18 protein-coding genes are annotated in these 21,181 nt (G+C 62.7%); 10 read left to right on the forward strand and 8 right to left on the reverse strand.

Going from position 1 to position 21,181, the window contains the following annotated elements; all coding sequences use genetic code 11:
* Positions 1–109: 109 nt before the first annotated feature.
* Complete coding sequence (locus B0G82_RS28495; protein ID WP_121309795.1) at positions 110–1,255, forward strand: alpha-hydroxy-acid oxidizing protein; 1,146 nt, start codon at positions 110–112, stop codon at positions 1,253–1,255.
* Positions 1,256–1,342: 87 nt separating this feature from the next.
* On the forward strand, positions 1,343–1,726 hold the full coding sequence (locus tag B0G82_RS28500) for a hypothetical protein (protein ID WP_158608199.1): 384 nt from the start codon (positions 1,343–1,345) through the stop codon (positions 1,724–1,726).
* 253 nt (positions 1,727–1,979) lie between these two features.
* Here the strand turns inward: B0G82_RS28500 and B0G82_RS28515 are convergent, their stop codons facing one another.
* Entirely contained in the window at positions 1,980–2,939 is a 960-nt protein-coding gene (locus B0G82_RS28515) for a LysR family transcriptional regulator (protein WP_121309797.1), read from the reverse strand.
* Between the two features lie 197 nt (positions 2,940–3,136).
* On the opposite strand from B0G82_RS28515, the gene B0G82_RS28520 reads away from it, so the two are divergent.
* Complete coding sequence (locus B0G82_RS28520; protein ID WP_121309798.1) at positions 3,137–3,760, forward strand: TetR/AcrR family transcriptional regulator; 624 nt, start codon at positions 3,137–3,139, stop codon at positions 3,758–3,760.
* A 60-nt stretch (positions 3,761–3,820) separates the two neighbouring features.
* Here B0G82_RS28520 and B0G82_RS28525 read toward each other — a convergent pair whose 3' ends face one another.
* The 4 genes from B0G82_RS28525 to B0G82_RS28540 form a co-directional block, all read right to left on the reverse strand.
* Positions 3,821–4,897 carry an AI-2E family transporter gene (locus B0G82_RS28525; RefSeq protein ID WP_121310894.1) on the reverse strand — a complete coding sequence of 359 codons (1,077 nt, stop codon included), beginning with the start codon at positions 4,895–4,897 and terminating at the stop codon, positions 3,821–3,823.
* A 105-nt stretch (positions 4,898–5,002) separates the two neighbouring features.
* Entirely contained in the window at positions 5,003–6,544 is a 1,542-nt protein-coding gene (locus B0G82_RS28530) for a DHA2 family efflux MFS transporter permease subunit (RefSeq protein WP_121309799.1), read from the reverse strand.
* A gap of 12 nt (positions 6,545–6,556) precedes the next feature.
* Positions 6,557–7,771, reverse strand: coding sequence for an HlyD family secretion protein (locus tag B0G82_RS28535; RefSeq protein WP_121309800.1), 1,215 nt, complete (start codon positions 7,769–7,771; stop codon positions 6,557–6,559).
* A gap of 17 nt (positions 7,772–7,788) precedes the next feature.
* Positions 7,789–9,297: an efflux transporter outer membrane subunit gene (locus B0G82_RS28540; RefSeq protein ID WP_121309801.1), complete on the reverse strand. Its 1,509-nt coding sequence runs from the start codon at positions 9,295–9,297 to the stop codon at positions 7,789–7,791.
* Positions 9,298–9,485: 188 nt separating this feature from the next.
* Here B0G82_RS28540 and B0G82_RS28545 point away from each other — a divergent pair, with 188 nt between their 5' ends.
* Positions 9,486–10,103 carry a TetR/AcrR family transcriptional regulator gene (locus B0G82_RS28545; protein WP_121309802.1) on the forward strand — a complete coding sequence of 206 codons (618 nt, stop codon included), beginning with the start codon at positions 9,486–9,488 and terminating at the stop codon, positions 10,101–10,103.
* Between the two features lie 544 nt (positions 10,104–10,647).
* Here B0G82_RS28545 and B0G82_RS28550 read toward each other — a convergent pair.
* Positions 10,648–11,019, reverse strand: coding sequence for a hypothetical protein (locus tag B0G82_RS28550; RefSeq protein WP_121309803.1), 372 nt, complete (start codon positions 11,017–11,019; stop codon positions 10,648–10,650).
* Positions 11,020–11,537: 518 nt separating this feature from the next.
* On the opposite strand from B0G82_RS28550, the gene B0G82_RS28555 reads away from it, so the two are divergent.
* The gene (locus tag B0G82_RS28555) at positions 11,538–11,720 is read left to right on the forward strand and encodes a hypothetical protein (RefSeq protein WP_121309804.1); all 183 of its coding nucleotides are present in this window, start codon (positions 11,538–11,540) and stop codon (positions 11,718–11,720) included.
* Between the two features lie 107 nt (positions 11,721–11,827).
* Here B0G82_RS28555 and B0G82_RS39540 read toward each other — a convergent pair whose 3' ends face one another.
* Complete coding sequence (locus tag B0G82_RS39540) at positions 11,828–12,088, reverse strand: hypothetical protein (protein ID WP_147439587.1); 261 nt, start codon at positions 12,086–12,088, stop codon at positions 11,828–11,830.
* A gap of 322 nt (positions 12,089–12,410) precedes the next feature.
* Between B0G82_RS39540 and B0G82_RS28565 the strand changes: the two genes are divergently transcribed.
* Positions 12,411–12,542, forward strand: a complete 132-nt coding sequence (locus B0G82_RS28565; RefSeq protein ID WP_258879276.1) for a hypothetical protein — start codon at positions 12,411–12,413, stop codon at positions 12,540–12,542.
* A gap of 117 nt (positions 12,543–12,659) precedes the next feature.
* On the opposite strand, the gene B0G82_RS28570 is transcribed toward B0G82_RS28565, so the two are convergent.
* Positions 12,660–13,415, reverse strand: a complete 756-nt coding sequence (locus tag B0G82_RS28570) for a TetR/AcrR family transcriptional regulator (protein ID WP_121309806.1) — start codon at positions 13,413–13,415, stop codon at positions 12,660–12,662.
* Between the two features lie 503 nt (positions 13,416–13,918).
* Between B0G82_RS28570 and B0G82_RS28575 the strand changes: the two genes are divergently transcribed.
* The 4 genes from B0G82_RS28575 to B0G82_RS28590 all read left to right on the forward strand — a co-directional run bounded on the left by B0G82_RS28575 (position 13,919) and on the right by B0G82_RS28590 (position 21,167).
* Positions 13,919–15,007 carry an efflux RND transporter periplasmic adaptor subunit gene (locus B0G82_RS28575; protein ID WP_241974856.1) on the forward strand — a complete coding sequence of 363 codons (1,089 nt, stop codon included), beginning with the start codon at positions 13,919–13,921 and terminating at the stop codon, positions 15,005–15,007.
* Positions 15,004–18,177 carry an efflux RND transporter permease subunit gene (locus tag B0G82_RS28580; protein WP_121309807.1) on the forward strand — a complete coding sequence of 1,058 codons (3,174 nt, stop codon included), beginning with the start codon at positions 15,004–15,006 and terminating at the stop codon, positions 18,175–18,177. Before B0G82_RS28575 ends, B0G82_RS28580 begins: the two co-directional genes overlap by 4 nt.
* 2 nt (positions 18,178–18,179) lie before the next feature.
* Positions 18,180–19,643: an efflux transporter outer membrane subunit gene (locus B0G82_RS28585; RefSeq protein ID WP_121310898.1), complete on the forward strand. Its 1,464-nt coding sequence runs from the start codon at positions 18,180–18,182 to the stop codon at positions 19,641–19,643.
* A 183-nt stretch (positions 19,644–19,826) separates the two neighbouring features.
* Positions 19,827–21,167: a paraquat-inducible protein A gene (locus B0G82_RS28590; RefSeq protein WP_121309808.1), complete on the forward strand. Its 1,341-nt coding sequence runs from the start codon at positions 19,827–19,829 to the stop codon at positions 21,165–21,167.
* Positions 21,168–21,181 lie beyond the last annotated feature (14 nt).

The following is a 21,181-nucleotide window of genomic DNA, read 5'->3' on the forward strand; positions in this document are numbered from 1 at the left end:
GTGGCGTTTGCCACGGGCCTTGCGCAGAGTAGACAACGACTTCATTCATTTGGGATTGAATCAGAGAAAGCACCGGCTAGTGCCTTCTGTTAGATATTTTACGCAAATCATGACTACAGGATTTCCCGGCATTTTCTCCGTCAGCGACTATCGTGACGAAGCCAGACGGCGGTTGCCAAGGATGGTGTTCGACTATCTGGAAGGCGCGGCGGACGATGAATCGGGACTAAGGCATAACCGTTCGGCGTTCGATAAATGGCAGTTATTGCCACGTCGACTGTCGGATGTCAGCACACGAGAGCAGTCCGTGGAGCTTTTAGGCCAGTGCATGCCGTCACCGCTCGTGATCGCACCGACGGGCCTCAATAGCGCATTCTGGCCCAAGGGTGACCTCGCACTTGCACGTGCAGCGGGCAAAGCCGGTATTCCCTTTGCACTATCGACGGCTTCCAACATGTCCATCGAGGAGGTGGCAAAAGGGGCCGACGGAGAACTGTGGTTTCAGCTGTACGTCGTTCATCGCAACCTCGCGAAGAGCCTGGTCAATCGTGCCCGCTCGGCTCGCTATTCGACCTTGATCCTCACCACCGATGTCGCAGTCAACGGCTTCCGCCAACGCGATCTTCGCAATGGCTTTGCCATGCCGTTCAAGGCAAGTGCACGTGCGGCTGTCGACGGACTATTACACCCACGTTGGCTTTGGTCGTATCTCAGGAACGGCATGCCGGAGTTGAAAAATTTCGCTACGGATGATGCATCGGACACGGCCGCCCAGGCAGCGGTTCTTCGCAGACAGATGGATGCGAGCTTCAGTTGGGACGACCTGCGCCGCTTGCGAGACGAATGGCCAGGCAAACTCCTTGTCAAGGGCATCGTGACGGCCGATGATGCCGTGCGGTGCGTCGAACTCGGCGCGGACGGCGTCATCGTTTCAAACCACGGCGGCAGGCAACTCGCCGACCTGCCCGCGACAGCCGACGTGCTGCCGGATATTGTCGAGAGCACCTCGGGAACGACGGTCATTCTCGATAGCGGCATACGGACGGGGGCAGATGTCGTCAAGGGGATCGCGTTGGGGGCAAATGCCGTGATGCTGGGGCGCGCCACCCTATACGGGCTGGCTGCCAGAGGGGAAGTCGGCGTGAGCGACGTCATCGAGATGATCAAGCAGGAAACAGACCGGACGCTCGCCCTCATCGGTTGTCGCTCGGTCAGTGAGCTCGATCGCAGCTACGTATCGAGGCGACCGTCATAGATCATCGGTTGCGCACTGACGCCAGATTCTGGATGCGCAATTCTTCGGGATAGCTGTCCCGCGTATATGCCGTCGGAATCTTGTGCCATGAATACAGTGACTACAACGGATCATTACCATCGCGACGACAGGCTTTCGGCATGGGCGGATCAGGTCCGGGCCAGCTGCGTCCCCATGGTTTTCAGGACCGAGACGGATCAGGGATTTCGTGGCGAGATCTCTAGTGTGAACACGGACGGAGTGTGCGTCTCCCGGATCTCGGCGGTCGATCACGTTGCGGCTCATGAGTGGGACGAAGTTCAGCGCACTGCGGACGACTACCTGCTTGTGTCGATACAGATCGAGGGACGAGGTGCGATCGAGCAGGATGCCCGCACCGCGTTTGTCGCCCCGACTGACATGGTGCCGTCCGGACGGTCAGAAACGCGAGGCTGGATTCTGGCATCAACTGCTACTCGCTTCGCACTTTGAATTCGCCCATCCGACGAAACCGCCGAAAAAAGCGGAACGCATCTACCTGTGCAAACAGCGCTTTTTTGTGCTTGCGAATAACGCTAAGCAAAATTACGTGATACTAACCATTGACAAAGCGCCCGATCGACATCGAGCTGGCTTACGCGATACAGAACTGCCGAACATTGCCCGCAGCGCGCGGCGGCGGTACACGCTGTCACAATGCTCGCAAACGACGGGAGTAGGGAAGGTTTGCATGAGCAGCCGGCAATCAGGACGGCCCGCCACTGCCCCCAGCCACAGCTCGCTGCTGTTGCGCATGGCCCGCCTGAGCAGCGCGCGCGTCGAAGTATGACGTCGTATAGTCGATGAACGCCCGGACCTTCGCCGTCATCAGGCTCCGGTCCCGATATGCGAGCCTGAGTTCGGCGTCCCCGCTCATGAGCTCGAAGTCGGGCAACAGTTGTACCAGCCGGCCATCGTCCAGCTCCTTGCCGACCATCGTCAGCGGCAACACGCCGAGACCAGCACCGCTCATTACCAGTTCCTTGTTCAACGCGGCGTTGTTGGTCGATACGTCGTGTTCGAGTGGCACGGCAATCTGTTCGCCACCGCGCCGGAACCGCAGTTGTGGTTCGCTGATCGAGGCGAGGATTGTCACGAAGCGGAATGCGGCGAGATCGTTGGGCCTTTGCGGCAGCCGGCGCCCCTGCAGATAGCTGGGCGAGCCCACTACGGCGAGGGGCAGGCGGCACAACGAACGGGTGATCGTCAGCTCGCTGGTCAGCATGAACGGCAGCACGATGCCGAGATCGAAGGCTTCCTTGATCAGATCCACTGTCCGTTCCGCGAGCGTCAATTCGAGTTGCACAGCTGGATACCGGGCACGGAACCCAGCGATCAGCGGTGGCAGCTCTATCAGCGCCGCCGTGGTGTGGGCGACGAGCCGCAGTACCCCTGCAGGCTCCCGTGCGCGCTCCCCGGCACCGGCCTCGAGCACGTCCAGTTCAGCAACCACGCGCGAGCAGCCGCCATAAAACTCCTCCCCGGATTCAGTGAGTGCGAGGTGTCGGGTCGTGCGCTGAAAAAGACGCACGCCAAGCCTGGTTTCGAGCCCGGTGATCGCGCGGGAGACGACTGTCTTTGAGATGCCCAATGCATTGGCGGCGTGCGTGAAGCTCTGCATTTCGACGACGGTACAAAAGGTTCGCAGCGTTTCGAGATGGTCCATAAGTGTTCGCAATCCAGAGTGAATCGAAATTCAAAACCATACGGTTCAGTATAGTGAAACATACTGTTGCCGTCAACGTAAATAAACCATGCAGTTCAGTTATGTTAAAGTCCGCACGAGTGAAGATGGAAGATTGATCAGATGTGTCGCCGCCGGCGGCGTCGTCGATTCGATCGTATAAACAAAAGGAGAGCCCGATGAGGGGCAAAACGGAAGCCAAGCGGCAGGCGATTGTTGACGCCGCGTTTGAGGTGTTCAGTGAGGTGGGATTCGAGCACGCGTCGATGTCCGAGATCGCGGCACGGGCAGGCGGTTCGAAAGCCACGCTCTACAGCTACTTCGAGTCAAAGGAAGAGATGTTCACTGAGTTCATGACTGCCGCCGCGGAGGAGGAAGTCGGAGCGGCGTTCGAGCTGCTCAAGACCTCCACGCCGGTTCGCGATGCACTGGCGAGCTTCGGCACGCACTATCTGATTGCGGTGCTGAAACCGCAACTGCTCGCGATACGCCGTCTCGCGCATCGCGAAGGCGGCCGGTCAAAGATCGGCGCCCTGTTTTATGAGCGCGGGCCGAAGCTCGGCTGGCAAACGGTGGCTGTCTTCCTGGAGCAATTGATTGACGCCGGGCAGCTGCGCAACTGTAACGCAGCCATCGCGACAGCGCATCTGCGCACGCTGTATGAGGCTGAGCTGATGGAGCTCTGCCTGTTTGGCGTGCCGGCCGATACCAGCCCCCGCAACATCGCGAAGGTCGTCCAGAGAGCGGTCGACGTGTTCATGGCCGCGTACGGGCCGACGGACGCCGCACAAACCACGCACTGATCATCGATCTGCCGCCCGCATTGTCCGGGCGGCAGATCGGCATCCAGGGCAATCCGGCGGTCAATCCTTATAAAGCGCACTGGCCACATAGCGGCGGCGCAGGTCGCCCAGCAGCGCCGCAAGGATCGCACTGACCGGCAGCGCGAGCAGCACGCCAAAAAAGCCAAAAAGTTCGCCAAATGCAAGCAGGGCGAAGATCACCGCGAGCGGGTGTAGACCGATGCGGTTACCCACGAGTCTGGGAACAAGAAAAGAACTTTCGAGAACCTGCCCAACTCCGTACACGGCTGCGACTGCGCCGATGCCGTACCAGCCGCCAAATTGCAGAAGCGCGGCAAGAAGGGCAAAGGCGAGTCCCAGGGCGAAACCCACGTAGGGGATGAACACCGCGAAGCCGGTGAAGAGTCCGATGGGCAACGCAATATCGAGGCCGGCCAGAGTCAACGCTACCGGGTAGAACACGGCGAGCACGCCCATCACGAGCAACTGGCCGCGCAAGTATTGCGACAACATGTGGTCCATCTCGGTCACGAGTCCCCGGACCTTGCAGACCCAGCGCCGCGGTACAAGACTTTCCATCCGCGCGAATATCTGGTGCCTGTCGTAAAGCTGATAGAAAAGGACAAGCGGCACCAGTATGAGGTTGCTGACAACAGGAAGCACGACGTTGCTGCCTGTACGCACGTACCGCCCGGCGGCGAGTATGACAGTCTGGCCGTTGCCGATCGTGTCGCCCGTCAGCAGGTGGCGGACTGCGGGCAGGTCGAGTGAGTAGCTGACGCCCAGCAGTTCCAGTTTCGGTTGCAGCCACGCGTTCAGGCCGGCGATGAAGACGGGAATGTTCTTCGCGAGCTCGGGTCCTTCCTTGTGGATCACGGCGAACGCAAGCAGCGGCAGCAGGGTCAGGAGTGATGCGAACAGGAGCATCATCAGGAGCACGGCCACCGTACGCGGCACACGCTTGCGCACCAGCCACTCGACGCCTGGCTGCAACATGTACGCGACGAGCGCACCGAGCAGGAATGGCGTGAGAACCGGTCGCAGGATCCATAGAAGAATACCGAGGCCAGAGGCGATGGCGCTCCAGACGAGAGCCTGGCGTTGATAGGAGGTCAGGGGCATGGTTGAGAGTCGTATTCGGGTGACCCGCAACTGACAGCGCAGAAAAGACTGCGGCGTATCGGGCAGGGTCATCAGTGTCGCCATTCAAATGAGCGGGGCGCGCACGCGCGCCCCCCGCGCTCAGTGCGCCTGCGACGTATCGGCCACACGCGTTGGTTTGGGCGCAATCCAGATCGCAAGTGCGCCAATGACAAAGCAGCATGCGATGCTGAAGAAAAGCTGGTTGGTGGCCAGCATCACCGCTTGTGACTCGACCATGTTGCTGATCTGCGCCTGCGCCTGATGTCCGCTCCAGCCGGAGCCCGTCAGCGAGGCCGTGAAGTGGCCGGCCTGGTCGACGAGGCCGGACAGCTCCGCGCGGTTGTACTTGGTCTTGTTCTCCCACAACGTGTTGACGACCGACGTGGCGATCGCTCCGCCGAAGGTCCGGCAGAAGCTCATTAGTCCCGCTGCCGAAGCCGTTTCGGGCTCGTCGACACTGCTTAGGCCGAGGCTCGTCGTCGGGACGAAGAAGAACGGTAGCCCCACGCCTTGCAGCAACAGCGGCAACGCCACCTGCCAGAAGTCCATATCCGAATTCGCATGGGTGCGGAACAGCGTCACCGAGCCAAGCCACATCACGCCGGCAAACACGAGCCAGCGTCCATCGAACTTCGTTGACAGTTTGGCCGCAAGCGGCGCGGAGACGACCGCGAAGATGCCGGTGGTCGCCGTCGCGTAGCCGGCCCACGTGGCCGTGTACCCCATATTGCTCTGCAACCACAGTGGCGTGAGCACGGTGGCGCCGAAGTACGCGCCGAACGCCAGCGTCATGGTGACCACGCTCGCACCAAAGCCACGATGGCGGAACACCCGTAGATCGACGATGGGGTTACGCTCGGTCAGCTCCCAGATGAGGAAAGCCAGGAAGCCAATCACCGCCGTCACCGCCAGTACGCGAATTTCGAGCGAACTGAACCAGTCCTTATCCTTGCCCTCATCGATCATGATCTGCAGCGCCGAGACCCAGATGACCAGTAACACTAGGCCAACAGTATCGATCCGCATCCGTATCTTCTCGGATTCATAGCGCTTGAGCAGCATCCATCCGGCGTATGCGCAGATCAGCGACACCGGCACGTTGATGAAGAAGATGTAGGACCAGTGGTAGTCGTCGCAGATGACACCGCCCAGCACAGGCCCCATCACCGGCGCCAGCAGTGTCGTCATGCTCCACAGGCCGAGCGCAGCGGCCGTCTTCTCCTTCGGGAAGATGCGCAGCAGCAGGGTTTGCGAGAGAGGCATGAGCGGGCCGCCCGCGAGGCCCTGCAGCACACGGAACAGCACCAGCGTAGTGAGCGACGTCGCCATTCCGCACAGTGCCGAACCCAGTCCGAACATGACCAGCGCCGCGATGAACACGCGTACCGTCCCGAAGCGACTCGCGAGCCAGCCGGTCAGCGGAACCGTGATCGCTTCGGCCACCGCATACGACGTGATGACGTACGTGCCCTGGCTCGTCGAGGAGCCGAGTGCACCGGAAATGGTCGCCACGGACACGTTCGCAATGGTGCTGTCCAGCACCGCGACAAAGTTGGCGGCGGCAATCATCACCGCCGCGAGAATCAGCATGGGGCCGGACAGCGGCGGCAATGCGATGTCATTGACCTGACTGGAAGACATGGCGGCGGATCCTTAGTGAGCGGGCGCGTCGTTGCCGCCGCGCGTGTCGACCGTCGCTTCCATCGACAGGTTGATGCCGAGCGGGTGCGCGCGAAGCTCGGCCGGATCGATCCTGACGCGCACCGGCAGGCGCTGCACCACCTTGATCCAGTTGCCGGTCGCGTTCTGCGCGGGAATCATTGCGAACGCCGAGCCTGAGCCGCCGGCCAGGCCCGCGACCTTGCCGTGATAGACGACCTTGCTGCCGTACAGGTCCGACTCCAGTTCCACCGGCTGTCCGATGCGCACCTTGCCGAGCTGCGTCTCCTTGAAATTGGCATCGACGTAGACGGATTCGATCGGCACGACCGACATCAACGCCGCGCCGGTCTGAACGCGCTGCCCCATCTGAACCTGGCGGCTCGCGACGACACCGTCGACCGGCGCGCGCAGCACGGTGCGCTCGAGATCGACGCGTGCCTGATCGCGCTTCGCACGTGCGAGCAGGACCTCTGGATTGGTTTCGACCGTCGTGTCCGCAATCAGCGCCTTGTTCGCCTCGAGCGAGCCGACTGCGGCGTCGCGGCTTGCCTTCGCCTGCAAGGCCGCAGCGCGGGCTGCGTCGAGCGCCGCCCTGGCGGTGGCAAACGCAGCGCGCGCGTTGCTCAGCTCTTCACCGGATACGCTCCCGGTGTGGCTTAGCACTTCGCGGCGCTGCAGGTCGATCGCCGCGCGGTCAAAGTCGGCCTGGGCCGATGCGATCTGCGCGGCCATCCGGGTCTGGTCGGCTGAGCGCGCACTGACCTGCGCGCTCAGTTGCGTATCCGTCGCGACATAGCCGCGAACTTTGCGTTCGGCGCGGCCCACATCGGCCTCAGCCTGCGCGAGTGCAATCTTTGCGTCGGTGTCATCGATGACCACCAATACGTCGCCCTTATGTACCTGCTGTGTATTCACGACCGGAACGCTCCTGACGATCCCGCTCACCGCCGGCGTGATCGACGCGACTTCGGCTGCGGTATAGGCGTTATCGGTCGACACGTGGTGCGACGCGATGAAGTGCCAGTAGCTTGCGTAGGCGAGACCGGCGACGAGAATGGCGCCGCCGAGCAGCGCGAACAGCTTCTTGCGGCTCGAAGGGGGAGCGGGGGCCGCGGCACCGGTATCGGCGGGAGCAGCGGAAGCAGCGGAAGCGGGCGAGTCCGGCATCAGCGACTCGCTGGTTTTGACGAATTGGGTTTCAGACATGATCGGAGTCCTTGAAATCAGCTTTGCTTGTTGGGATGGGTTGCGTCGGTCGCGGCCGGCGTGCTGGCCTGATATCCGCCGCCGAGAGCGCGCACGAGCGCGACATCGAGCGAGAAGGTGCGCGAGCGGATATCGGCGAGCTGGCGCTGTGCCGAGGTCATCGTGTCGGCGGCGTTCAGCACCTCGAGATAACCGGCAAGGCCGGCGCGATAGCGATCGAGCGCGACCTGGTGCGCCTGGGCTGCGTCGTCATAGGCGGCTTGCGTCGCTTGCAGCCGGTCCGCCAGCGCGCGTTTGCTTGCGGCCACGTCGGCCACGTCGTGCAGCGCCTTCGTCAGCGTTTCGTCGTAGTTCGCGACCGCCTCGTCGTAAGTCGCCCGCGCGCCGCGCAGTTCGCCGCGCAAACGTCCGCCATTGAAGATGGGCAGTGTGATCGCCGGACCGAAGTTGCCGGCCAGCGAAGCCGCATTCGTCAGCATGTTCAGGCCAAGCGACTGGAAGCCGATCGACGCGCCGAGCGTGATGTCGGGATAAAACCCGGCTCGCGCGACGTCGATCCGCTTCGCCGCCGCCTCCACGCGCAGGCGGGCAATGACCACGTCCGGGCGGCGGCCAAGCAGGCCGAGTCCAAGGTTGGCGGGCATCTCGGCAGGCTGCGTCAGATCGACGGCCGGCGGTGCGATGCGCAGGCCGCGGTCGGGACCGGCGCCCATCAGCGCGGCGATCTGGTTGCGCTCGAGTGCGATCGACTCATCCAGCGCGAGCAGGTCGGCCTGCGCGCTTTGCTGCTTCGACTCCGCCTGCTTCACACCTGCCTGCGTTTCGAGCCCGTTGGCGAAACGCTCCCGGAACAGCTGTGCGGATTGCGTGCGCACCTGCAGTGCCGCCTGCGCACTGTCGCGTTCGGCGAACAGACGCGCGAGGTCGGCATACGCTGCCGCGATCGACGCCGAGAGAACCATGCGGGCCTGTGCGGCATCGGCGCGTGCGGCGTCGAGCTCCGACGTAGCGGCGGCCAGCGCCGCGCGATTCTTGCCCCAGAAGTCGATTTCGTAGTTGAAATTCAGCTCGGCGCTGCCGTAGGGGCGCCATCCGTGGGGAACGAAATCCGAGGGAATACCGTTGTTGTAGCTCTGTTTTTTCTTCTGGACCGAGCCGTCCGCGTCGATTTCGGGCAGCAGCGCCGCGCCGGCCACCTGCGCCGACGCCTCGGCGTTATGCAGCCGCGCCTGGGCGGCCGCCAGTGTCGGCTCATCCTGGAGCGCTTCTCCGATCAGCGCGTTCAGTTGCGGATCGTTGTAGCCGAGCCACCACTGATCGGTAGGCCACGCTGACGCCGAGCTGCCCTGTTTGCCGCCGACCGCACTGAGACTCTGCGCAGTCTCATAGCTGCTGATGTCTTTCGTGACCGGCTTCTGCGGCATGTCGGGCAGTTGTGCGCAAGCGCTCACCACTATCGCGAACGCGAACGCGACGGCCAGCCTCACCGGTTTCACCTGACTCCGAATGTCCGTGCTCTCTTGCATGATCTCCTGCTCCCTTCGCTCCTTTACGATACCGGGCAGTCTAGTTATGCGGATCTTGCCTGTCAACAGAAATAAACTGTACGGTTCAGATATGATAAGATCACACCATTGGAAGTCGAAGGCCGGTCACGGTGTCGCCGCCGGCCATGTCGTTGATCGGTCTTGCAGAGAGAAGGAGGGCATTGAAAATGAGGGTGAAGACAGAAGAAAAGCGGCAGGCGATCGTCGACGCCGCGTTCCAGGTGTTTTGCGAAGTGGGGTTCGAACGGGCATCCATGTCCGAGATCGCGGCGCGGGCAGGCGGATCAAAAGCCACGCTCTACAGCTATTTCGAGTCCAAGGATCTGATGTTCGCGGACGTCATGATGGCCGCCGCGGAGGAAGCCAAAGTAGCGACGGAGCTACTCAAAACCTCGCTGCCGATTCGCGAGACACTGCTGAGGTTCGGCAAGCACTATCTCGCCGCCACGCTCAAGCCGCAGATACTGGCGGTGCGCCGTCTAGCAAATCACGAAGGCGGCCGCTCGCACGCCGGCGCCCTGTTCTATGACCGCGGGCCGAAGGTCGGCTGGCAAATGGTGGCTGACTTCCTGCAGCAGGCGATTGACGGCGGGCAGCTGCGCAGTTGTAACGCAGACGTCGCGACCGCGCATCTGCGCGGGCTATATGAAGCGGAGTTGCTGGAACTTTGCCTGCTGGGTGTGCCGGCGGATACCAGTTCCCGCAACGTCGCCAAAGTCGTTCAAAGAGCGGTCGACGTGTTTCTGGCCGCCTATGGGCCGACGGACAAAGGTGACGTCGCATAGGCAGGCGCCTCGACGGTCGCGGAACTCGGGAGATCGCAGGCGAGCCGCCACCGTTTCGCCAGGTGGGCGGCTCCGCCCAACCCCCAGTCTATTGCTCGACCAGCCACGGTGTCGCGGCCAGCGAGTTGCGGACGTCATATGGCAAACACCGTCATGCATCGCATGCATGCCGACCGCGACGAACAGGATCGGGGTAGGCGCGACAATCGCCAGTCTCTCAGGTATGGTTGCGGCGCTTGCGCGGCCATACGGGTTATTTCGGAAGCTGGGTCGGTACTTGGGTCGACGCTTGTGTCGGAAGCTGGTTCGGAAGTTGCGGAAGCTGTGGAGGGTGCGGAAGCTGCGGCCCACCCTGTGAAAGCTGCTTCGTGGGGGACTGTCCGGTGGAGGGAAGCTGCTGCGATGGGAATTGCTGCGGCAGATTGCTTTGCGCAAGCACAGATGTGCTGGTAAGGAATGCGAACAGTGCGGCGAAGGTCTTTTTCATTTCAATTTTTCTAGCTGGTTGTCCTGAATTTGATGCGATTGGCAGCCGCAGGCCGTATCAGCGCGCGGCCAGGATTGCCTTGTAACGCCAGGGCGCCGTTGCGGTACTGAAGTCGACGGATCGATTCGACGCTACGTTGTCTGAGGGGCGGGAAGCGGACGAACTATCCACCCCGCCGTAGTTGTTGAACGCCTGCCGTTGGGCTTCTACGCGGGCTAACACCGCCTGAAAGTCCATTGCATGTCGTGTAGCGGCGCTCGTGCGGTCGTGGTAGCCGACCGTTTGACCCTCAACCGCTTTACGCTGAACCGTTTGCGCAGCCGCTGGCTCATACTTTTGGGGAGCATCGCTGTTAGCGAATGCGGCGGTCGAGAAGGACAGGAGTGAGGCGACAACAGGGGCGGGGAGGAAGGTCTTCGACTTTTGCATGATCAGACTCCATATCGAGCGTCGTGCAGGAGACGCGGTGTTTGGGGAACAACGGTCTGGCGAGGCATGAGTGCTGTTTGCCAGTTCGTTGGTGCCAGTTTAGTCAGTTACCGTCTGCTTACAAGCATCCCCCGGAGCAACGGAGAGTTGCCGTCGCTGCAAGCCTCGCAGCCGATTGCCCTGAAGTGCCGCGCGCTTCTATACCGTGTCCGAAGGCACGGACGCTGCGGACCATCTGAATGACACGTACCGTAGTCGCTTCGGCGGTTTCAAACTGGGCGTCACGTCAACGATATCAGCGGATCGAGCGTGGACGCCTCGACAGAGGTTCGTTAATAAGACCGGACGTGAGTACGGGAATAGCGTCCGCTTGTTGTTCTGCTGCCCGCGATTCGCGGTTCACGCAAACCCCGTGTATTGAAGATCTCGCAACTCATAGTTGCGCGCGTCGAATGATGGCGCGCTTTGCTTATACTGCATCCACTCATACACACTTCGCTATTTACGCAGGAATGCTTATGGCACACCAAAACATGTTCCAGGTCGGTTCATCGAACACGGAAGTCATTCATGAAGTCGTTCAGCATGCATTGCGCAGCGCTGCTACGGCCTCCACCACGAATGGGGCTATCGATGTGCTTGGCCAGGCGCTACTCGAGGTCGAGCGCCTAGCCGCGCAGACGAGCGTCCTCACGCATTGACTGCTCAGCGCGTCTGCCGCCGTCCGCGAGCCGGACGGCAACGCAGCGCGCGGCGCATTGCGACCGCCGGTGCAGCGCGCTTGCATTTTTTTAAATCTACGGCGATGTTAATAATCAAATATGATATTGTCATCATATTTAGACCCGTCCACGAAATGGCGTAGACGAGTCGCCCCAACGCCAGCGCACGCTGCATCAACCGCGGAGATGTCACCCATAACTGTTCGACCAAAACCTGAACGATTCGCTGCATCGGTGGCAGGAATGATGCGACGATCGCGCTTCTTTTTCGCCTTGCTGTGCCAGTTCCCGCTCGCTGCGATGGTCTGCGGTTGCTCCACGATCGTGATGCCGACACCTCGGGTCATTGCGATTGTCGTTCCCGCGATGGCTGCACCGGCGATGATGCCGCAGCCCCATCCGAAGGCGCCTCCATTGTGGATTTAGGTCGCCGGGCGACCCGGCGGGCGTTCGCAGATAGGCACCCGCACGCCGGCGACACCGCAAGACCCGTCACGTCAACAGGGTAATGCCAGGATGACTCGCAGCGCCGCTAAAGTTGCGACGCGAATCTGACGGATGCGCCGGCGGGCGACCGCATCATCGCCGGGTCCCCGCGGTTAAGACGGTGTCTTCCGCCGACACTTCGACCCAGCGACGAAAGCCACTCGATCATCTTTGCGGAGATCTTTGCGTGCCGGCTTTGGGCGGCTGTTCGGATTCTTCGGTGCGCTGCTGGCTTTGCCGGTCAGCGCCATCCTCGCATCGTCATTGCGGGAACTGCGCCGCCGCTATCTCGTGAGCGCCCTTTACCAGATCTGACCGGCGGCACGTTCGTCTGATCAGATGTGCGGTGCGATCGCGCCTACCGTCCGATTCTGTATCTTGGCCGTGCGCCCACAGATGCGAAGGGGCGCAAAGCTCGCGCTAGTCGCGCCTTCACGGCAAGGTCTGACCGGCGGGAACGCTGGGCAGGGGACGTCGTGCGATGCGCTCGGCCTCTACACGTGGGAGACCGAACGCCTGCAACACGATGGCGGCGGTTCGCTGCGCAAACTTCTCCTCCTTCGAGCGAAGCGCTTTTCGCGCACGAACTGTGCGCTTCGACGAGAGGGCTAATTGCAGTTCGCCGGCAATTCCCGCGAGCACCGTGCCGATCACGGAGATAACGGACACGAGCCGATCCGCGATCACAAAGCGCCTTTCTGAAATGCCCTTCTCGCTGTCGCGCAGCAGGCGCAGGCCGAGACCCCTGCTGAGCGCGCGCGGCGACAAGCCTTCGCGGATAAGAAGTTGCCCCCAAACCGGCTCGCGGTGGGCCCGCAACAGCGTATGGCGCACTGAGACGGCGATCACTTCCGCCGGATCGGACAACCCCGCGGCGAGGCGATCGAGCGAATTTGCGAATTCCTCGAACAGCCATTCGATCAGCGCCGTGAAGATGCCTTCCTTTGACTCAAAGTGGTTGTAGAAAGAGCCGAACCCGACGTCGGCTGCCGCGGTGATTTCGTTAATGGTCACGGAGCTCAAGCCATTGGCCGCCACCAGTTGCAGCGCAGCGTCCAGCAGGCGGGCGCGCGTCTCGCGGCTGCGACGGGCGCCGCGCGGGAAGCTCCCGTTGACGGCGTCGCGAGATGCGATTGGCGCCTTGAGCGCGCGTGCGCGCCTGGTGCGCGGGTTTAGGGCGTCCGGCATGTCGGCTCCGTAATCTTATTTGTTCGATTTTCAGATTCTAGATTCATATGTCATGGTTGACAAGTCTATCAGTAATGGGTCTAATCTCATTCCGGCCGCCCCGCAACCGGACGTACGCAAAGCTGATTAATGGCGACGGAGCGAAAAAATGCCTTTCCGGTCTCGCCAAGTCTTCGGGCGAAACTGACAGGCTGGCAGATCATTGGGCCTAGGCATAAGCGGGCGCGGCGTCGACCACTGACAGCGTGAGTCGTACCCGGGTGGCGTACCCCGATATGTACGTCTAAAGAAGGACAACTAACGTATCAACAGAGCTGGTTTTGTAGGTCCTCGCTGATAGCAAACTGTGCTTACTGGCACTTCAGGTTTGCACCGCATGAGGAAACTTTCTTACTTGGGTTATTGCCCGTCTTGTGAACATCGTGAAACATTCCGGCCTTATCGCGCAGGCGCCCGCGCGTTGCTTCTTACCTTCCTTCGTCCAATCTCTGCAATGCGCACGCGTGGCGCTTGCGGCCTGCTGCGCGGTCCTGTTCTCGGCATGCCACCCGCGCGAAGCCGCCGCTCCGGAGCCGAAGCCCGTAGTCGCCGTGGCCGTGCACGCTGACGGGCGCACGGTAAGTGCTTCGCTGCCGGCTCAGGTGCAGGCTCGCTACTCCACGGCGCTTTCGTTCAGGGTGGGCGGCAAGATCATCGAACGGCGCCTTCGTCTCGGCGACGTCGTCAAGGCGGGGCAGACCGTTGCGCTCCTCGATCCGACGGATCTGCGCAGTAATCTGGCGAACGCGCGGGCGCAACTCGATGCCGCCGAACACCGGTTTGTCTACGCGACGCAGCAGCTCAATCGGGATCAAGCGCAGGCGCAAGCAAACCTGATTGCACCTGCGCAGCTTGAACAGACGCAGGACGCGTACGCATCCGCTACTGCGCAGCGCGACTCGGCGCTCGCGCAGATGGCGCTCGCGTCGGACAATCTGCGCTATGCGACGCTGACAGCGGACCACGACGGCGTGATTACGTCGGAGGACGCCGACACGGGCCAGAATGTTCAGGCAACCCAATCCATCTATCACCTCGACTGGACAGGCGACGTAGATATCATCTGCGACGCTGCCGAGCAGACGCTTAGCTCGGTGACAGTCGGCAGCATGGCGCGCGTCAGCCTGCCCGCACTACCCGGCAAGCTGTTCGAAGCTCGCGTGCGCGAGGTCTCGCCCAGCGCAGATCCGCAAAGCCGGACATGGCGCATCAAGCTCACCCTGAGCGCGCCCAGCCCTGAAGTGCGCCCCGGCATGACCGCGACCGTTGCGTTCAATGCCGTCGGCAATGCGGCAGCCGCACAGCCGTTCACAATACCTGTGACGGCGCTCTTTCACCAAGGCGAGCACCCCGCAGTCTGGGTGGTGCGTGCCGGCACCGATACGCTCGAGCTGCGCCCTGTGACGGTGCAGCGATATGAGGAGCGCACGGTCTCCATCGCATCGGGCCTCCACGACGGCGACCGAGTCATGGTGCAGGGCGTACACGCCGTGAGCACAGGCCAGCATGTGCAGGTGGTGGCGCCGCTGCATCCGGAGGATTCCCCGTCATGAACTCACGCGACGATGAATCCGTGCGCAAGAGCGCGCCTGTCCCGTCTTCCGGCGAAGACAGATCTGGCGAAAGCGGCTTCAATCTTTCCGCCTGGGCGCTGCGTCATCAGCAGCTCGTGATCTTTCTGATTGGCCTCGCCACGCTTTTCGGCGTGATCGGTTATACGAAACTCGCGCAGTCGGAGGATCCGCCGTTCACCTTCCGCACGATGGTGATCAAGACCTACTGGCCTGGTGCGACTGCGCGCGAAGTGCAGGAACAGATCACTGACCGGATCGGCCGCCAGTTGCAGGCCGCGCCGAACATCGACAACATCAAGAGCTACTCGCGCCCGGGCGAGTCGATGATCTTCTTCGCCATGAAGGACTCGGCCCCCGTCAAGGAAGTGCCGGAAACCTGGTATCAGGTGCGCAAGAAGGTCGGCGACATTGCCGCGACGCTGCCGAAGGGCGCGGTCGGCCCGTTTTTCAACGACGAGTTCGGTGACGTCTACACCAACATCTATGCGCTTGAAGGCGACGGCTTTTCGCCGGCGCAACTGCACGACTACGCTGACAAGCTGCGCACGGTCCTGCTGCGCGTACCCGGGGTGGCGAAGGTCGACTATTTTGGCGACCCCGATCAGCGCATCTTCGTCGAGATATCGAATGCGCAGCTCACGCGGCTTTCGATCACGCCGCAGCAGCTCGCGCAGGCGATCGACGCACAGAATGCCGTGGCGCCCGTCGGCACCATCACGACCGCGGACGACCGCGTGTTCGTGCGGCCGAGCGGCGCGCTCAAGGATGTGCAGGCGCTCTCCGACATGCTCATCACCATCAACAGGCGCACGTTCCGGCTGGGCGACATCGCGAAGGTCACGCGCGGTTACGACGACCCGCCGGCGACCCAGATGCGCGTCGGCGGCCAGGCGGTGCTCGGCATCGGCGTGACGATGCAAAAGGGCGGCGACGTGATCGACCTCGGCAAGGCGCTCGACGCAAAAGCCGCCGAACTGCAGGCCACGCTGCCGGCGGGTCTGAAACTCGCGCCGGTGTCGAGCATGCCGCACGCGGTCAAGCACTCGGTGGACGAGTTCGTGAGATCGGTTGGCGAAGCGGTGGCGATCGTGCTGGTCGTGAGCCTCGTCTCGCTTGGATTGCGCACGGGCATGGTCGTCGTGATCACGATTCCGATCGTGCTGGCGGTGACGGCGCTTTGCATGCACATGTTCAATATCGGGCTTGACAAGGTTTCCCTCGGTACGCTCGTGCTCGCGCTGGGCCTGCTCGTCGACGACGCGATCATCGCCGTCGAAATGATGGCGGTGAAGCTGGAGGAGGGCTGGAGCCGGGCGCGCTCGGCAGCGTTCGCGTATACCAGCACGGCATTCCCGATGCTGACAGGCACGCTCGTCACCGTATGCGGCTTCCTGCCGATTGCGCTGGCTAAATCCAGCACCGGCGAATACACGCGTTCGATCTTCGAAGTGTCGGCCATCGCGCTGATCGTTTCGTGGTTCGCGGCCGTCGTGCTGGTGCCATTGCTGGGTTATTACCTGCTGCCGGAACGCAAGCCTCAACCCGGCGGTGCACACCATGATCCGCATGAAATCGGCAACACCGGCTTCTACCGGCACCTGTCGGGGTGGGTTGCGTGGTGCGTCGAGCGTCGATGGGTCGTGCTCGGCGTCACCGTCGCGCCTTTCGCGATTTCCATGCTGGCCTTCACGCGCGTGCCGCAGCAGTTCTTCCCGAACTCGGAACGGCCGGAACTGCTGGTCGATCTGCGGTTGCCGGAAGGCGCCTCGTTCGAAGCGACGCTCCGTGAAGCGAAGCGCCTCGAAAAGGCGCTCGACGGTAAGGCCGGGATAGACCACTTCGTCGACTTTGTTGGCACGGGCGCGCCGCGCTTTTACCTGACGCTCGACCAGCAGCTTCAGCAGCCGAATTTCGCGCAATTCGTGATTACGGCAAAAAGCGTCGAAAACCGCGAGGAACTGATGCACTGGCTCGACGGCAAACTCGAGAAGGATTTCTCCGGCGTGCGGGCGCGCGTCTCCCGGCTCGAGAATGGTCCGCCGGTCGGCTTCCCGATCAAATTCCGCGTGAGTGGCGACGATATCGCAACCGTGCGATCGATCGCTCAAGACGTGTCGGACAAGGTCCGCGCTGATCCGCGTACGCGCAACGTGCAGTTCGACTGGGACGAGCCGGCGGAGCGCTCGATCTCGTTCGAGATCGACCAGAACCGGGCGCGCCAGCTTGGTGTCAGCTCGGAAGATGTATCGAACTTCCTCGCGATGACGCTGTCGGGCTACACGGTGACGCAGTACCGCGAGCGCGATAAGCTGATCAGTGTCGATCTGCGTGCGCCAAAAACCGAACGCGTCGACCCGGCACAGCTTACGAGCCTCGCAATGCCGACGCCCAACGGCCCAGTGCCGCTCGCCTCGCTCGGGCACGTGCGCAATACGCTCGAGTACGGCGTCATTTGGCAACGTGACCGCCAGCCGACTATCACGGTGCAGGCGGACGTGCGCGGCGACGCGCAGGGCATCGACGTGACCCACGACATCGAACGTGCGCTCGCGGCGCAAACCGCCAGGCTGCCGGTCGGCTATCGCATTCAGGTGGGCGGCGCGGTCGAAGAAAGCGTGAAGGGCCAGACGTCGATTAATGCCGAAATGCCGTTGATGATCATCGCCGTGCTGCTGTTGTTGATGATCCAGCTCAAGAACTTCGCGCGGACCTTCATCGTCGTGCTGACAGCGCCGCTCGGCCTGATCGGCGTCGTGGCCGCGCTGCTGCTGTTCGGCAAGCCCTTCGGCTTCGTCGCGCTGCTGGGCGTGATTGCGATGTTCGGCATCATCATGCGCAACTCCGTGATTCTGGTCGACCAGATCGATCAGGATATCGCGGCAGGGCATGCGCGCTTCGACGCGATTATCGGCGCAACGATAAGGCGTTTCAGGCCGATCATGCTGACGGCTGCGGCCGCCGTGCTCGCCCTCATTCCGCTGCTGCGCTCGGGCTTCTTCGGTCCGATGGCGACCGCACTGATGGGCGGCATCACGATTGCCACGGTACTGACCGTGTTCTTCCTGCCCGCGCTGTACGCGGCGTGCTTCAGGGTCCGGCACGACGAGCGCGGGGTGCAGCCGGTCGTCGCCGAACATGCGGAGAATTGATGATGAGCCTTTCGTATAAGACATCCGTAATGGCGGTGGCTGCGGCCATCGCACTGACGGCCTGCACGTTCGGCCCGAACGGCGCGCCCCCGGCGATGCCTTCGCCCGTGCACTACGGTGCCGAAGCACAACCGGCCAGGACCGTCACCGCGGCCGGCGTCGCGCAGCAGTTCGATGTCGGCGCAGTGGGCGTTCCGCAATGGTGGCGGCTTTACCGGTCGGACGCGCTGAGTGCACTGGTCGAGGAAGGCTTGGGCAACAGCCCCACGCTCGGGGCTGCGCAGCGCACGCTCGCAGCCGCGCAGCAGGAACTGCGCGCCCAGGTCGGCGCATCGACGCTGCCTTCAATCGATGCTGCCGCACAGGTCGATCGCGGGCGTTCACCGGTTGTGCCCGGCCTCGGCCCCAGTGAGGTTCGCTACAACTTTTTTGCCGGACAGTTTCTCGCGTCCTACACGTTCGACCTGTTCGGTGCGACCCGTTCGGCGAACGCGGCCAGCGCCGCTCGCGTAGACGTGCAGGCGTATCAACTGGAGGCGGCGCGGCGCGCGCTCGCGGCAAACATCGTCGGCACGACGATCAGCGTGGCGGCACTCGATCGCCAGATCACGCTCACCGAACGGCTCGTCGCCGTGGCCAGGACGGCCGCGGACGAGGACCAGCAACGCTACGCACTCGGCTCGGTCTCGCGTGTGCAGGCGCTTGGGTCGACGCAGGATGCGGCTTCGGCCGCGGCGAGTCTTCCTGCGTTACGCCAGCAGCGCGCCACGGCAATTCACGCGCTCGCGGTGCTCATGGGCCGCACGCCGGACAACGCGCCGGCGGTTCCCGACCTCGACAGCCTGAGCTTGCCTGAACACGTGCCCGTCGTGGTGCCGTCGGACCTGCTGCGTTCGCGCCCCGACGTTCAGGCAGCCGACGCCGCCGTGAAAGCCGCTGCCGCCGATGTCGGCGCTGCGACCGCGCAGCTCTTTCCGAGCCTGTCGCTGACGGCTTCGATGGGCCGCGGCGGCTTTAGCTGGCCGGCGGTTCTCTCGGGCGCGGGCGGGCTGTGGGCGATCGGTGCGGGACTGTCGCAGCCGATTTTCCATGGCGGCGCGCTGTTCGCGCACCGCAAGGCGTCAATCGATGCTTACGATGCGGCGGTGCTGAACTACAAGTCCACCGTTCTGTCGGCGTTCCAGAATGTCGCGGATTCGCTTGCCGCGCTGGATAACGACGCACAGACACTCGCATCGACTGAAGCAGCGGCACAGGCCGCGCAGGCGGGGTTCGACGATACCGCGTCGCGCCGCCGCATGGGTTCGCTGCCGTCAACAGCGGAGCATGCCAGCGAGCAGCGCTTTCTCAGCGCACAGATCGGCGCCGTGCGCGCGGCAAGCCAGCGCATGACCGATACCGCTGCCCTGTTCCAGTCGATGGGCGAACTGCCGCCAGGCCAGCCGCAAACAGCGTCGACGCAATGATCGCGCGTCGATGAAGCCGCGGAGGGCGGCCTGCCAGTCAGGCCGCTCTTCCTTGACTGTACCGCCGGGTATCGGAGCAGTCGTTTTCAATCCGAAATAACAATGCGCCGACGTACAGGAAGGGGCAAGCCGGACTTCACGTGCATCGAACGCGCCACAACTTCAGGTTGTCCAGTTCCCAGTATGGAATATAAGAAACTGATCGCCTGTCACGAGTGCGATCTGCTGTTTCGCAAGCCTCTGCTGCGGGACGGGCAGGCAGCGAGTTGCTCGCGCTGCCGTGCGAGCCTGAAAGGAGCGCACGGAGCGAGCGTGCCGCTCGACCGGATTGGGGCGATCACCGTCGCAGCTTTGATCACATTCTGTATAGCGCAGGCTTTCCCGGTCATACAACTGCAGACCAACGGTATGACCTCGGAGGCGACGTTACTTGGCGCGGTGTGGGCGTTATGGACGGGCCACATGCGCATCGTCGCAACGATGGTGTTGTGCTCAGCGATCCTGTTTCCGCTGATCGAACTCCTCGCGCTTCTCTATGTGCTTGTTCCGCTGCGCCTTGGCAAGGTAGTACGCCATTTCAATCGAATGCTTCGCGTCGTGCAGCTCATCCGTCCATGGGGCATGATCGAAGTGTTCATGCTCGGCGTGGTCATCACGATCGTGAAAATGGTCAGCATGGCGCAGGTGATCCCTGGGCCAGGACTGTTTGCATTCGGCGCACTCACGTTGATGTTGGCGTTTCTCGGCGCTTTCGACCCGCGCGTGCTGTGGTCAGCGCGGGACGAAATAAAGCTTCGACGACCCACCGAGATCCGCTGGACCAGGGTAAAGCGCCGGTGCGCCTCGCGACGGCTGAGGTTCTTCGGGCTGAAGCCCGCGCCGGCAGCGCTTATGACGGCGCGGCGCGCCGGGCTCGTGGCGTGTCATACCTGTGGACTGGTGCAGAAGCACATTGCGGGGTCGTCGGCCCAGCGCTGCTCCCGGTGCGAATCGATGCTTCACACGCGCCATCCCGATAGCGTGACGCGCACGTCGAGCCTCGTTCTTGCCGCGGCACTCGCCTACATACCCGCGAACCTGTTGCCTATCATGCACGCGTCGTCCCTTGGCCACTCGGAGGACGACACGATCCTCGGCGGTGTGGCGTACTTCTGGACGTCAGGCGACTGGCCGCTCGCCGTCGTCGTGTTCGTCGCCAGCGTCGTCGTGCCGATGCTCAAGCTCGCGATTCTCACGCTGCAGATCGTAGCAGCCCGTCGCAGTCCGGACTGGCAGCCGCTCGAACGCGCGAGGCTGCATCGGCTCGTTGAGTGCGTAGGCCGGTGGTCGATGCTCGACGTCTTCGTTGTCGCACTGACGGTCGCGTTGGTGCACTTCGGTTCGTTTGCCGTTGTCACTGCCGGTCCGGGCGCGTTGGCCTTCGGCGCGGTGGTGATTCTCACCATGCTCGCGTCGCATCAGTTCGATCCGCGGCTGATCTGGGACAACGTGCGCTGCGAGCCAGCGCGTGGTTCACGGCCATGAACGAATTCCTTTAG

This window comes from Paraburkholderia sp. BL17N1, assembly GCF_003634175.1.
Taxonomy (GTDB): domain Bacteria; phylum Pseudomonadota; class Gammaproteobacteria; order Burkholderiales; family Burkholderiaceae; genus Paraburkholderia.